This is a genomic window from Kluyvera sp. NPDC087067 (assembly GCF_044745165.1).
GTDB lineage: Bacteria > Pseudomonadota > Gammaproteobacteria > Enterobacterales > Enterobacteriaceae > Kluyvera.
On record NZ_JBIUZS010000002.1, the window covers coordinates 387,960 to 402,343 of the forward strand.

The following is a 14,384-nucleotide window of genomic DNA, read 5'->3' on the forward strand; positions in this document are numbered from 1 at the left end:
GTGTCATCATCTGCCGCGCATTATAGAACATATCCCCCGCACAATTCGAGCGACAGCCAGCCCGCAAGCCGGGCATGATAGATAAGCATGCCAGCACGTGATTCATATCACAGTAAAGTGCAATTCAATTTCGTCTGTATCTACACAAAATTTATGTCATAGTGCAGATAACACCTAAAGGGGAGCAGCTCAGAGCAATGAAACGTCCGGACTACAGAACACTACAGGCGCTGGATGCCGTTATCAGGGAACGTGGGTTTGAACGCGCCGCGCAGAAACTGTGTATTACTCAGTCCGCCGTTTCTCAGCGCATTAAGCAACTGGAGAATATGTTCGGGCAACCGTTGCTGGTGCGTACCGTTCCCCCGCGGCCAACGGAGCAAGGGCAAAAATTGCTGGCGTTGCTGCGTCAGGTTGAACTGCTGGAAGAAGAGTGGTTGGGCGATGAGCAAACCGGGTCAACGCCGCTGTTATTGTCGCTGGCGGTCAACGCCGACAGTCTGGCAACCTGGCTGCTGCCGGCGTTATCCGACGTGCTGAGCAATTTGCCTATTCGCTTAAATCTTCAGGTTGAAGATGAAACCCGCACTCAGGAACGCCTGCGCCGCGGTGAAGTGGTTGGTGCGGTGAGTATTCAGCCACAGGCGCTACCAAGCTGTCTGGTCGATCAACTCGGCGCGCTCGATTACCTTTTTGTTGGTTCTAAAGCCTTCGCTGAACGCTATTTCCCTAACGGCGTCACGCGCTCCGCACTGCTGAAAGCCCCTGCCGTGGCGTTTGATCATCTGGATGATATGCACCAGGCCTTTTTGCAGCAAAACTTCGATTTACCACCGGGCAGCGTGCCGTGCCACATCGTCAACTCGTCGGAAGCCTTTGTGCAACTGGCGCGTCAGGGAACCACCTGCTGCATGATCCCCCATCTGCAAATCGAGAAAGAACTCGCCAGCGGTGAGCTTATCGATCTCACCCCAAGTTTGTTCCAGCGCCGTATGCTGTACTGGCATCGTTTTGCGCCAGAAAGCCGCATGATGCGCAAAGTTACCGATGCGCTGCTGGCCTACGGGCACAAGGTTTTACGTCAGGATTAAAACCAGAAAAAACCCCTCGCGTGGCGAGGGGTTAGCGGGTGATTATTTCGCAGCAGGAGCTGGGGCAGCCGCCTGTTCTGGCTGCAGCTGGAACACGACATCAACCTGATCGTCAAATTGAATAGTTGCCTGTTCATAGGTTTCTTGTGCTGACGCTGGCGCCGCATCGGCCTTCATCATACGAACCATCGGGCTTGGCTGATAGTTAGAGACGTGGTAGCGCACGCTGTAAACCGGTCCCAGTTTACTGTGGAAGCCTGACGCCAGTGATTCAGCCTGATGAATAGCGTTTTCAATCGCCGCTTTACGCGCCTGATCTTTGTAAGCGTCCGGTTGCGCAACGCCCAGCGACACGGAACGAATTTCGTTTAATCCCGCTTTTAATGCGCCATCCAGCAGCGAATTAAGCTTGTCTAACTGACGCAGAGTCACTTCCACCGTACGGACTGCACGGTATCCTTTCAATACGCTCTTTCCATCCTGATAGTCATAATCCGGCTGGGTACGCAGATTCGCGGAGCTAATGTCTTTCTTGTTTACGCCATTTTGCTCAAGGAACGAGAGATATTGCGCAACACGCTGATCGGCCTGTTTTTTAGCACTTGCAGCGTCCTTAGCGGCAATATTCACTTCAATAGCCAGCGTCGCAATATCTGGTACCGCATCTACGCTGGCCGTGCCTGAAGTAACGATATGTGGGCCATCCGGCAACTCATTTGCCTGAACCGCCATTGTGCTAAATCCAATTACTGCGGCCAGAGCCATCACTTTAAACTTCACTGTTGTATCTCCATGGTTTCACCCGACAACGGGGGTCTTGCCTGCAAGCTTAGCCTTTACCAGACGAAAGTCCATCAGACGACGCTTAGTTAAAGAGTACCAGAATGTGTTGAACGCCCTCTTTCGCCAGCTGAAAGGCGATAAACCACATAACCACACCCACCACCACGTTGATGATACGTTGTGCTTTGGCGGTGCGCAGACGCGGCGCGAGCCAGGCGGCCAGCAGCGCCAGGGCAAAGAACCATAAGAACGAGGCGCTAATAGTACCCAAAGCAAACCAGCGTTTAGGTATTACGTCCAGCTGTCCGCCCAAACTGCCCAATACGACGAAGGTATCGAGATAAACATGAGGATTAAGCCAGGTGACTGCCAGCATAGTGGCAATCAGCTTCCAGCGCCCCTGTTTCATCACTTCAGCATTAGCCAACTCAATATTGCTGCCCATAGCCGTTTTCAATGCGCCAAAACCGTACCAGAGCAAGAACGCTACCCCGCCCCAGGTGACCAGCGCTAATAACCACGGCGAGGCCATCAGCAACGCGCTACCGCCAAAGATACCCGCGCAGATGAGCAGCAGATCGCTAATTGCACACAGCAGCGCAATCATCAAATGGTACTGGCGGCGTATCCCTTGGTTCATCACAAACGCATTCTGCGGTCCGAGCGGTAGAATCATTGCGGCACCAAGGGCAAGCCCTTGAAAATAATAAGATAACATGATGTTTTTTCTTAACGTTGTTCAGGAATGGCGCTGACTATAACGCGGCATCATCATTAGAGGAAATTGATATTCTTAATCAGTAATTAGCAAAACTAATCAGAAGGGGCGGTTCGTGGCATCGTCGCTAAAAGGCAGCACCTAAGACGATAGATTAAGCCATAATGCGGCCCGCATCAGCCCCTGAAATCATAAGGAAGTGGCATGAAATTACGTGTCGTCATTGTTTATGCATTAACTATTACAGCACTGTCTGTTATCACCTGCGCCAGAGCAGAAACCGTGCTGCGTTACACCGATCACGAACCTTACGGCAATATGCGAACAAAGGCGATAAACGATGTTTTCTTCGCCGCCATAGAAAAAGAATCGCAAGGCCGCGTGCATATTGAAGCACACTGGAATGGTGAACTCTCCACCAGCTATGACGCGCTACGCACCGTGCAGGACGGTGAAAAGGCAGATATTGGCATCGTTGTGCCGGAATACACGCCGAAACAGCTTCCCCTATTCCAGATCTTCAAAAGCTTCCCCATTGGCCCAGATAGCGGCGAAAAGCAGGCCGCATTCTTCCTGCGCGTCTTTCATGACATGCCGGAATTCAATGCTGAACTGGCAAAAAATAACCTGGTTAACTTACAATTTTTCCTCGGCTACCCTGCCGCATTCTTCTCGACCTCACCCACTACGCCGTTAAACCATTTACAAGGCACCACCTGGCGCACCGCCAGTTTCTGGCACCAGGCGTATCTGGAAAATGCCGGCGGTAAGGTGGTTAAGATGCCGTGGAATGCGCAAATTACCGATGCACTCAAAACCGGGACGCTCAATGGGCTGCTGGTTAATCTTGATAGCGGCGACGATATCAAGGCGCAGCAGGCTGCAAAATATATTCAACTGTCACCGCAGCTTTGGTTGGGTCACGTCTATCTGCTGGTCATTAATAAGACTCGCTGGGATACGCTTTCCGCTGAGGATAAAGCCGCTATTGGGCGGGCAGCGGCGTTAACGCAAAGGCAGATTGGGCCGCTGCTCGACACCAGCCTGCGCAATATGGCGGACTCGATGCGCCAAAGCGGTGCCAGCATTACCTGGCTTTCCCCTGCTAAATTACAAACATGGCGTCAGGCAAGCCGCTATCAAGAGGTACAGGAGCGGTGGGTTGCAGAGCAAAAACAAGAAGGTGTCGTCGACGCAGGACGGATTATGAAGCAGGTCAGCACTGCGCTTGACGCAGCAATCCGCTAACAAAAAAGGGTCGCCCTTATCCATGGCGACCCTTTTCAATATTACGCGACGTATTATTGTTGCGGCGCTTTTTCCGCTTTCATATTCACGTCTAACTGCGGGTAAGGGAAACTAATGCCGTTTGCGTCAAATTCACGCTTAATTTTCTCCAGCACATCCCAATAAACGTTTTGCAGATCGCCACTGAGGCTCCATGCGCGAACGACAAAATTCACCGATGACGGTGCCAGTTCATTTAAGCGCACGGTAATATCGCGGTCTTTCAGTACGCGGCTGTCTGATTCCAGAATTCGGGTCAGGATCTGCTTAACCTGATCAATATCGGCATCGTAAGAAACGCCAATAATAAATTCGTTACGGCGAGCAGGTTCGCGGGAAAAGTTGATGATATTCCCGGCGATAATTTTACCATTTGGAATAACAACAATTTTACCATCAACGGTGCGCATGGTGGTGGAGAAGATCTGCACGCTTAGTACGGTTCCCGCAACGCCGCCAAGATCAACATATTCACCGGCGCGGAACGGACGGAACATCACCAGCAGCACGCCAGCCGCCAGGTTCGAGAGCGAGCCTTGCAGCGCCAGACCCACGGCCAGACCGGCGGCACCGAGCACCGCAATAACGGAAGCGGTCTGTACGCCAACGCGGCCAAGCGCGGCAATCAGGGTGAAAGCAATCACCGCATAGCGCACCAGCGCCGACAGGAAGTCCGCGACGGTGGCATCAATTTTGCGCGCCAGCATCAGGCGGTTGACGGTATTAGAAACAATACGCGCCACAATCATCCCGACGATAATAATCGCAATTGCTGCAACGATATTGACTGCATAGCTCAGTAACAATGCCTGATTGCGTACCAGCCACGTACCCGCGCCATTTATGCTATCGACAACGTTTAAATCTTCCATTCAATATTCCTTATGGGAAACAAAAAACGGCCTGTAAAAGTTCAGGCAGGTGTAAAGGGTAAACAAAAAATCAGGAATATGCCAAACTGATCACGTTTTTTCGCGGTCATTCATATTGAAAAGACAATAAAAAAGCCCGCTTATTAGCGGGCTTTATGACAAAGATGAGTTTTGTCTTACAGAACGTCTTTCGCGTTCAGTTCAGTGAAAGCCTGTTCCAGACGGGCGATCATTGAAGTCTGAGCGGCACGCAGCCATACGCGTGGATCGTAGTATTTCTTGTTCGGCTGGTCTTCGCCTTTCGGGTTGCCCAGCTGACCCTGCAGGTAAGCTTCGTTCTCTTTGTAGTAGTTCAGAATACCTTCCCAGGTTGCCCACTGGGTGTCGGTATCGATGTTCATTTTGATAACACCGTAGCTTACTGAGTCTTTGATTTCCTGAGCAGAAGAACCGGAACCGCCGTGGAATACGAAGTTCAGGCTGTTGTGCGGCAGGTTATGTTTCTTAGAAACATAGTCCTGGGAATCGCGCAGGATAGTTGGAGTCAGAACCACGTTACCTGGTTTGTACACGCCGTGTACGTTACCGAAGGAAGCCGCGATGGTGAAACGTGGGCTGATTTTGCTCAGCTCAGTGTACGCGTAGTCAACGTCTTCTGGCTGGGTGTAGAGTGCAGAAGCGTCCATGTGGCTGTTGTCCACGCCGTCTTCTTCACCGCCGGTGCAACCCAGTTCGATTTCCAGAGTCATGTCCATTTTGGCCATGCGCGCCAGGTATTTGGAGCAGATTTCGATGTTTTCGTGCAGTGACTCTTCAGACAGGTCAATCATGTGAGAAGAGAACAGTGGCTTACCGGTCACTGCAAAGTGTTTTTCACCAGCGTCCAGCAGACCGTCGATCCACGGCAGCAGTTTCTTCGCGCAGTGGTCGGTGTGCAGGATAACAGGAACACCGTAGTGCTCAGCCATCTGGTGAACGTGGTGCGCGCCAGAGATTGCGCCGAGGATTGCTGCGCCCTGAGGAACGTCAGTTTTCACGCCTTTACCTGCGATGAACGCAGCGCCGCCGTTGGAGAACTGGATGATAACCGGTGCTTTAACTTTTGCTGCGGTTTCCAGTACGGCGTTGATGGAGTCGGTACCGACGCAGTTAACGGCTGGCAGAGCAAAGTTGTTTTCTTTTGCTACCTGGAAAACTTTCTGTACGTCATCACCAGTGATTACGCCTGGTTTTACGAAATCAAAAATTTTAGACATGTTACGAGTCCTGTATCTTCGGCCTTGGAAAGGGGCGCGCCCTAAAGAGCGCGCTAATTATTTAGGGTAAAGCTGACTTACTTCTTCGCACGCTCTTCGAGCATTGCTACTGCTGGCAGAACTTTACCTTCCACGAATTCGAGGAATGCACCGCCGCCGGTAGAGATGTAGGAGATTTTGTCAGAAATACCGAACAGGTCGATAGCAGCCAGAGTATCGCCGCCGCCTGCGATGGAGAACGCTTCGCTGTCTGCGATAGCGTTAGCCACGATTTCAGTCCCTTTACGGAAGTTAGGGAACTCAAATACGCCAACCGGGCCGTTCCACAGAATGGTTTTTGCATTCTTCAGGATTTCAGCCAGCTGCTGTGCAGAAGCGTCGCCCAGGTCCAGAATCTGCTCGTCATCTTTGATGTCGTTAACAGATTTCAGGGTCGCGGTCGCCGTTTCAGAGAACTCGGTCGCTACGCGAACGTCAGTTGGGACTGGGATGTCACAAGTGGTCAGCAGACGTTTTGCTTCATCAACCAGGTCAGCTTCGTACAGGGATTTACCCACGTTATGGCCCTGAGCGGCAACGAAGGTGTTCGCGATGCCACCGCCAACGATCAGCTGGTCAGCGATTTTAGACAGAGAATCCAGAACGGTCAGTTTGGTAGAAACTTTAGAACCGCCAACGATAGCAACCATTGGACGTGCTGGTTCTTTCAGTGCTTTACCCAGTGCGTCCAGCTCAGCGGCCAGCAGCGGACCTGCGCACGCCACGTCAGCAAATTTGCCGATACCGTGAGTAGAAGCCTGTGCACGGTGTGCAGTACCGAATGCGTCCATTACGAATACGTCGCACAGTGCGGCATATTTTTTAGACAGGGTTTCGTCGTCTTTCTTTTCGCCTTTGTTAAAGCGAACGTTTTCCAGAACAACCAGCTCACCGGCAGCAACTTCAACGCCGTCCAGGTAATCTTTAACCAGGCGTACCGGGCTAGACAGTTTGTCTTTCAGGTAATTAACAACCGGCAGCAGAGAGAATTCTTCGTTGTACTCGCCTTCGGTCGGACGACCCAGGTGAGAAGTGACCATGACTTTTGCGCCCTGCTTCAGAGCCATTTCAATGGTCGGCAGAGATGCACGAATACGCGCGTCGCTGGTTACTTTCCCTTCTTTAACCGGCACGTTCAAATCCGCACGGATGAAAACGCGTTTACCAGCCAGATCCAGATCGGTCATCTTAATTACAGACATGGTGAATCCTCTCGTTGATACTTAAAGTTTTGTCGACGCTTGAGCGTCGAGCCTGAAACCAATAGCAGCCATCGCTAACGTCGTGTCGATCATTCGGTTAGCAAAGCCCCATTCGTTATCGCACCAGACCAAAGTTTTGATCAGATGCGCGCCACTGACCCGCGTCTGCGTGCCATCAACAATGGCACTGTGCGGATCGTGATTAAAATCAGTCGAGACCAACGGTAATTCCGTATAGTCAACTATACCATGAAATGCATCCTGTGCTGCTTTTTGCAACAACTGGTTGACTTCATTGGCTTTTACAGGTTTCTTCACCGTCACGCTCAGGTCAATAGCCGTCACGTTGATGGTCGGTACACGCACCGCAATCGCTTCAAAACGGTCGCTAAACTGCGGGAAAATACGGGCGATGCCCGCCGCAAGTTTGGTGTCGACAGGAATGATAGATTGGCTTGCCGCGCGTGTGCGGCGTAAATCCGGGTGATAAGCGTCAATCACCTGCTGGTCATGCATTGCGGAGTGAATAGTCGTGACCGTACCCGATTCAATGCCATAGGCATCATCTAACAATTTGATGACGGGGATTATGCAATTCGTGGTACAGGAGGCGTTGGACACAATACGGTGTTCGGCGCGCAGTTCGTGTTGGTTAACGCCAAACACGACGGTGGCATCGAGATCGTTGCTGCCAGGATGTGAAAAGAGCACCTTCTTCGCGCCTGCGGCGATATGCGCTTCACCGTCCTCACGGCTACCGTATACACCGGTGCAGTCGAGCACAACATCAACCGACAGCTCGCGCCAGGGCAGCGCGTCAATAGCGCGCTCGTGCAGAAGACGGATGCTATCGTCGCCGACGTAGAGCAGCTCTCGCTCCTGGCGAACATCCCAGGCAAAGCGCCCATGGCTGGTGTCATATTTCAACAAATGCGCAATGCCGGCAGCGTCTGCCAGTTCGTTGATTGCCACCACGGTGATTTCCGCACGACGTCCGGATTCATACAAAGCACGAACCACGTTACGTCCAATGCGACCGAAGCCATTAATCGCTACGCGTACGGTCATAGATCTCCTGCAAGGCTTTCCCGATGCAAAGTGGCTCACAGAGTAATGCAGCCAAACGTTCAGGGAAACCTTACCTGCCACAAACAGTGACTGATTGGTTAAATGTCGAACAAAATGCCGACTGAAACGCTTCAGCTAGAATAAGCGAAACAAGGAATAAAAGGAATGTTTGTCCAGATTGATTAGCTTGTTATCTGATGTGCGTCACATTTTAAATGGAATAGTTGCCCGACATAATCTTGCAAACTGGAATAGTGACTATCGCCCCTGCTGAATGAACAGCAGAGGCGATTAAGGTTAGTTAATGTTTAACGTGGTGTGCACGGTATAACTGAGCGCCCAGGAAGAGTGCCAGTCCTTACCGTTGAACGTAATCTCACCGGTGTACTTCCCTGCTGGCAGCTTAGCGTTATCGCCCCATGAAGGATCGTAGGTAATCTTCGGTGCGTTCCCCGGATACTGACAACCAGACGCGTTGTTAAACTCAAATAAGGTGCACTGATTGCTCACTTGACCTCTGAACGTCACCGTATGAGTTACCCCATTTTCATCGACTAACGGCGCGGTCAGTACCGAGTACGCACCATAGTTTGTGTTCCATACCAACTGCGTAGGCCCCGTCGTGTTCCCGGTTACGATGAAGCCCAGATAATTCAGGTTACTGATGGTTTCACCTTTATAGGAACTCGCCTGAGCACCGTTAGCAATGGTCCACGTATCATCAATCGTCCCCATAAACATCACCGTAGCATCCGACAAGGTGCTGTTGTTAATGGTGGCCGAGACCGTGGGTTTACCAAATTCCGCGCCGGAGAGTTTCACCGTGGCTTCGCCGCTGGCATTGGTATTACTGGTTTGAGCCGAGAGCTTGTTCATGGTGGTCGTCCACGCCACCGTCGCCCCTTCGACCAGGTTGTCATTGACGTCGAGCACCGTTGCCGTATAGGTAACCGGCGTGGTATTTGCCGCGACGTGGTCAGTATTCGCAGTTAATTTGCTTATTCTCGCGGTTTTCGCGTCCCCAACAAAGCTCACTACGCTTGCAGCACGCTGTACCGCTGGCGTGGTGATGGCTGCGGTCATCGCCACCTGACCCGATTTAACCGACGTTGCATGCGTCGTCGCCTCGCCGCTTTCGCCTGACGTAGTGCTTGCAGGTGATAACACCACCTGACTGTTATCCGCACTCCAGTTTACCGTGACGCCGTTTAGCGCATTATCGTTAGCATCGGTAACTTTTGCCGTCCATGCTATCGACGCCGTGCCATCGGCCACTTCCTTCGACTTATCCGGGGTTACGCTTACGATAGTGGCCGTATCCACATTACCGATAACCTTCAGAGTCTTAGTCTGAGTGTGGGTTCCCAGTGCCGCCGTCACCATGATATCGCCTGCTTTTAAGCTCGAGAAGAGCGTCGTTGCCTGTCCATTCACATCGGTCACGGAAGAAGAGGCGGTAAAGGTGCTATTCGTCTCACTGCTTGTCCAGTTGACCGTTACGCCTGAGACGGGATGTTTGTTTTCATCCACGACGGTAGCGGTAAGCGTGACGTTATCTTTATCCGCGACAATTCCGCTCTCTTTGTCCGCTTCCAGCAATGTTAATTCTGCCGTTGAACTGTCCGCGGTGAAACTTAGATCGGATGCCGACTCAGAAGAACCGTTGATCGTGGCTGCTACGCTATATTTTCCGACGCTCGTCGAAGTCAGTTGTACCTGCGCTACGCCATCACTGCCAGTTTTAGCGCTGGCGGCGGATAAGTTTGCGCCGGTTGGCGTGGCGGCCCAGGCAACATCTGCACCGTCGAGAGCGTTGCCGTTGGCATCTGTCACCGTCGCTTTCACCATGATGGCATCGCTGCCGTTTGCCAGTGCTGACTGTTTATCGCTGGTAACATTGGCGATTTTTGCGCTAGCGGTATCCGCCACAAACTTCACGCCATCGGCCTGTTTTGCCGTCGTGTCGCTGGTTTGCGCGGTCACTATCACCGTTGCCGCTTTCAGCGACGTCAGGCTAATCTGCGATTTTCCGCTGGCATCACTGGTGGTTTGCTTCACGCTCAAGGTGGCATCGGTGCTGTCCGCAGACCAGTTCACTGCCACGCCAGAAACCGGGTTGCCTTTCGCATCCGTGACGGTGGCTTCATAGATAATCGTGTCCGTACCGTTGGCGGTGGCCTGATTTTTATCTGGCTGAACCTGGCTTACGCTTTGCGTACTGCTATCAGCAACAAAAGTAATCTCGCCGGTTTGCTTCGCATTGCTACCGTTAACGTCCGCAGACACCGTCACCACGCCCGCTTTTGCCGATTTCACGACGAAGGTCGCCGTTCCCTGACTGTCCGTCACCGACGTTGCCGTTGCGGCAGAAGTACCATCAGCTTTGTTGACCTTCCAGTTAACGGTAATGCCGCTTAACGGGTGATTGAAGCTATCCACCACCTGCGCTTCGATGGTGCTGGTATCGATGTTATTCGCAACGACCTGCGTTTTTTCGGGCTTAACCGAATACACGCTGGCTGAAGCGGTATCGGCGGTAAAGTTCAGCGTGTCGCTTTGCAGCGCTTCAGCCTGGTTGTGCTGGGCGGTGATAACGGTACTGATCACCTCCGCACTGGTCACCTGGATTTGCGTTTGCCCTTGCTCATCCGTCGTGGATTGCGTTGCGGAAAGCTGGGCCTTGCTGTTTTCTGCACGCCAGTTAATTTGTTCGCCCTTGACCGGATGTCCTGATGAATCAAGCACCGTCGCGGTCAGGGTGATCGCCGTACTGCCGTCAGCCAGTGCGCTATTGGTAGACGATTTCAACGTATCCAGATGTGCCGAGTTGCTATCCGCGATAAACGTAAGCGGAGACGACGTTTTCGTGGTGCCATTCACGTCAGCGCTCACGCTGTAGACCGCCACCTCTTTTGAGGTCAGGGTGACTTTCGCCACGCCCGAGCTATCCGTTTTCGTACTGCTCGCCGAGAGCGCGCCCGTCGCAGGAGAGGACGACCAGTTGACGTCAACGCCCGACAATCGGTTGCCGTTGGCATCAACAATGGTGGTACTAAGAGCGATGCCATCTGCGCCATTGGCCAGTGCAGAATCGCGATCGCTATCGAGCGTAAGGATTGTCGCGGTTGACGTATCGGCGGTGAAGGTGGCTTTTTCTGCCTGATACGCGGTGCTGGCACTGGTTTGTGCAGAAATTACAACGTCGCCAACTTTGCGTGAACTGACCTGGATTTTCGCCTTACCATCAGCATCGCTGGTGGTTTGTGTGGCTGACAGCACCGCATCGGTATTATCCGCAGACCAGCTCACGGCCGCATTTTTAATAACGTTTCCAGACGCATCGGTGACGGTGGCTTCATAGGTAATGCTGTCGCTACCATTCGCCAGCGCGCTGTTTTTACTTAAGGTTATTGACGTGACTTTTTGTGTGCTGCTGTCGGCCACAAAGTTAATCGTGTCCGTTTTCTGTGGCGACGTGCCGTTGACGCTGGCAGTCACCGTAACCGCTCCGGTTTTCGCTGATTTAAGCGGCAGCGTCGCGATCCCCTGGCTATTGGTTACCGAGGTTTTCTCACCCACTTTCACAACGTCGCTGTTCTCTACCAACCAGCTAACCGTTATGCCGTTTAAAGGATGATCATAATTATCCACGACCTTAGCCGTTACGGTGCCGGTATCGATATTGTTTGCCACAATTTGCAGTTTATCACTCTCAACAGAAGCGACTTTTGCCGTCGAAGCATCAACGGTGAAGCTCAGCGTTGGCGTACTGAGGCTATTGCCCTCGGCCAGTTGCGCAGTCACAACGGTGGAAATCACCTGTGTACTGGACACCTGAATTTGAGCGACGCCTTTTTCATCCGTTGATGACTGGGTTTGCGACAGTTGCGCCTGCTCGTTATCAGAGGCCCAGTTCACCACCGCGTCTTTGAGAGGATTGCCGTTCTGGTCTGCCACATGTGCGGTCAGGGTAATAGGCGTGCTGCCACCTGCCACCGCGCTGGTTGCCGAGACATCCAGCGTCGTCAGCTGCGGGAGGGTAACGGTCGCTTCTTCAATCAACTTTGCGCTTGCCAGTTTCACAGAACCATCAATAAACGGCTGGATGGTTAAGGTGTCCGGTGTCGTTCCCGAGGTTAGCGTCGCGGTATATATCCCAGGGGACGTTTCGCTGAAGCTGGCGATCGTTGGTTTTTTCACATCGACGGTAGAAGATGCGTTCGCAGAAGGAGTCACCGAAGACGTTAATGTCGCGCTCATTCGTGAAGCCAGACCGGTAGCGCTTTCGGCATTACTGGTTTTCAACGTAACCGTCACGGTTGCCGTGCTCACGCCATCTGCCGCTATTTTGGTCGGCGACACGGTGGTTGAGGACTGTAACGAATTAACATCCATCCCGGTGACGTTGACTTTCATCTCGCTGGTATTAGAGGCGTTGCCATTTTTATCCCACGCAGTGCCTGTGAGCGTATAGCTGTTGACGCCGCTGCTTTGCCAGGATGGCAGAGTGAATACCCACTGGTCAGGGCTTTTTCCGGCGCTGATTTTCCCGCCGTTGCTTAAAAATGACGCGGCCTGCCATTCGATATGGTCAAGGCCGTGCTTGGTTTTTACTTTTGCGGTAACGCTCTGTTTTGACAGTTCATCGCCTTCAATCATTGGAGGCAAAAAGAGGGTTATCAGTTCCTGTTTGCGGTATTCCAGTACGATATTATTATTACGATCGACCAAATCCTGACGTCCGCCCATTAGCGAGCGACGCGCAGCCACCGAGGATGGATCAAGCTGAACGCTCATTGGTACACCCGGCGTCCAGCTAACGGCCAGGTTCAGTTGGGTGTCATTTTCACCGCCTTTACCAAATTTCTGGTTAACGCCAAAGGTCACCAGAGGAACAGGGGTATAATTCAGGCCCAGCGTCACCGCGTGAGGATTTTTCTGGCGATCGTCTTCATCGTCGCCGAACAGCCCTACGCTATCGCCATAGTACTGTTCATAAATAACATTCGCCCCCAACTGTGGGTAAGCGGGTAAATAACCGGTTGCCCGGATATCAAATCCATTCGCCACGCGCTCATCATAATCCTGATAGCGGGAAGATGACATCCAGTCACTAAGACGGAAATAACCATTCGCAGAAAGCTTAATATAATCCCAGCCTAATTCTGCCCCCACACCCAACCGTTCGTGCTGATTACCGGAAATCTGGCGATCGTAAAAGACGTTAGTCCCCCACATCCAGTTATCGGAGAAATGACGATAGCCGAGACCGGTATTAATAATATTACGATCGTCATTGCGGCGTCCGCCCAGCTGGGTGAACAGGAGATTCTCTTTTTGATTGTATAACGGCACCAGCAGATCCAGTTCTGAATCATTCAGGGTGAAGCGCTCATCGGTGCTGATACTCACCCGGGCGGTGCCAAACTGGCTGAGCCATTGTTGTACTTCGGCAGAGGCAGTGCCTGTTGCCGTGGAAACTAGCGCATTCGCCGCGGAACTTGATGCATCATCAGCGCCTAGAGCCGTTCCTGCTTGTACCGCAATCTGGGCAACGCTCTTCTCGGTTGAATTAGCATCTTTGGGTGACTGAGTGATATTGGGGGCGATATTGTCCTGCGCGCTTACCGTATTTGTTTGCATAACATATAATAAGAACGACGGTGGGCAGAGCTGCAGAACAATTTGAACCGCGGCAAGAATTTTTTGTAATCCTGGTCTCATGGCTGTCTATTCCGTTAGAAAAATTATGTGACAATTTATATTATTATTTGCAACGCATAATCATTCAATATGACAATCACCAACTGCCTGTTAATGACGTCATTATATTTAAACGGGCTATACTTAAATCGACACATTAATAATTCAGAGATATACTTTAGCGCTATGAAACCGGTATACATTCACCACTCAAATAAAAATACCTGAAAATATAAAAATCAAGTTTATTTTTCTGTTGTCATATTTTAATAAAAATAATAAATAACCAAAGAAATAAAAACAAAGACAGTTATACACCCAATCAATTCATATAATTTAATGATGCAGGGTTATCATTGCCCTGT

9 protein-coding genes are annotated in these 14,384 nt (G+C 51.6%); 2 read left to right on the forward strand and 7 right to left on the reverse strand.

The window, feature by feature from the left end; all coding sequences use genetic code 11:
- Positions 1-197 precede the first annotated feature (197 nt).
- A complete protein-coding gene (gene argP / locus ACIPDS_RS07210; RefSeq protein ID WP_062772993.1) occupies positions 198-1,091 on the forward strand; it encodes a DNA-binding transcriptional regulator ArgP in 894 nt (297 codons plus the stop codon).
- A 42-nt stretch (positions 1,092-1,133) separates the two neighbouring features.
- Here argP and ACIPDS_RS07215 read toward each other — a convergent pair whose 3' ends face one another.
- Both ACIPDS_RS07215 and argO read right to left on the reverse strand, forming a co-directional pair.
- On the reverse strand, positions 1,134-1,871 hold the full coding sequence (locus ACIPDS_RS07215; protein WP_166515586.1) for an oxidative stress defense protein: 738 nt from the start codon (positions 1,869-1,871) through the stop codon (positions 1,134-1,136).
- A gap of 85 nt (positions 1,872-1,956) precedes the next feature.
- Positions 1,957-2,592 (reverse strand): arginine exporter ArgO, encoded by a 636-nt coding sequence (gene argO / locus ACIPDS_RS07220; RefSeq protein WP_166515585.1) that lies wholly within the window; start codon positions 2,590-2,592, stop codon positions 1,957-1,959.
- Between the two features lie 204 nt (positions 2,593-2,796).
- On the opposite strand from argO, the gene dctP reads away from it, so the two are divergent.
- On the forward strand, positions 2,797-3,840 hold the full coding sequence (gene dctP, locus ACIPDS_RS07225) for a TRAP transporter substrate-binding protein DctP (protein ID WP_400734205.1): 1,044 nt from the start codon (positions 2,797-2,799) through the stop codon (positions 3,838-3,840).
- 53 nt (positions 3,841-3,893) lie between these two features.
- On the opposite strand, the gene mscS is transcribed toward dctP, so the two are convergent.
- The 5 genes from mscS to ACIPDS_RS07250 form a co-directional block, all read right to left on the reverse strand.
- Complete coding sequence (gene mscS, locus ACIPDS_RS07230; RefSeq protein WP_400734207.1) at positions 3,894-4,751, reverse strand: small-conductance mechanosensitive channel MscS; 858 nt, start codon at positions 4,749-4,751, stop codon at positions 3,894-3,896.
- 176 nt (positions 4,752-4,927) lie between these two features.
- Positions 4,928-6,007 carry a class II fructose-bisphosphate aldolase gene (gene fbaA / locus ACIPDS_RS07235; RefSeq protein ID WP_400734210.1) on the reverse strand — a complete coding sequence of 360 codons (1,080 nt, stop codon included), beginning with the start codon at positions 6,005-6,007 and terminating at the stop codon, positions 4,928-4,930.
- Between the two features lie 77 nt (positions 6,008-6,084).
- Positions 6,085-7,248, reverse strand: coding sequence for a phosphoglycerate kinase (gene pgk, locus ACIPDS_RS07240; protein ID WP_166515581.1), 1,164 nt, complete (start codon positions 7,246-7,248; stop codon positions 6,085-6,087).
- A 21-nt stretch (positions 7,249-7,269) separates the two neighbouring features.
- A complete protein-coding gene (gene epd, locus ACIPDS_RS07245; protein ID WP_400734213.1) occupies positions 7,270-8,316 on the reverse strand; it encodes an erythrose-4-phosphate dehydrogenase in 1,047 nt (348 codons plus the stop codon).
- A gap of 297 nt (positions 8,317-8,613) precedes the next feature.
- Positions 8,614-13,959 (reverse strand): Ig-like domain-containing protein, encoded by a 5,346-nt coding sequence (locus ACIPDS_RS07250; RefSeq protein ID WP_400734216.1) that lies wholly within the window; start codon positions 13,957-13,959, stop codon positions 8,614-8,616.
- Positions 13,960-14,384 lie beyond the last annotated feature (425 nt).

Excerpts from the sequence above, each read along its gene's own strand:
- argP (WP_062772993.1), top strand. The coding sequence starts at position 198 with ATGAAACGTCCGGACTACAGAACACTACAGGCGCTGGATGCCGTTATC.
- argO (WP_166515585.1), bottom strand. The coding sequence starts at position 2,592 with ATGTTATCTTATTATTTTCAAGGGCTTGCCCTTGGTGCCGCAATGATT.
- dctP (WP_400734205.1), top strand. The coding sequence starts at position 2,797 with ATGAAATTACGTGTCGTCATTGTTTATGCATTAACTATTACAGCACTG.
- mscS (WP_400734207.1), bottom strand. The coding sequence starts at position 4,751 with ATGGAAGATTTAAACGTTGTCGATAGCATAAATGGCGCGGGTACGTGG.
- fbaA (WP_400734210.1), bottom strand. The coding sequence starts at position 6,007 with ATGTCTAAAATTTTTGATTTCGTAAAACCAGGCGTAATCACTGGTGAT.
- pgk (WP_166515581.1), bottom strand. The coding sequence starts at position 7,248 with ATGTCTGTAATTAAGATGACCGATCTGGATCTGGCTGGTAAACGCGTT.
- epd (WP_400734213.1), bottom strand. The coding sequence starts at position 8,316 with ATGACCGTACGCGTAGCGATTAATGGCTTCGGTCGCATTGGACGTAAC.
- ACIPDS_RS07250 (WP_400734216.1), bottom strand. The coding sequence starts at position 13,959 with ATGCAAACAAATACGGTAAGCGCGCAGGACAATATCGCCCCCAATATC.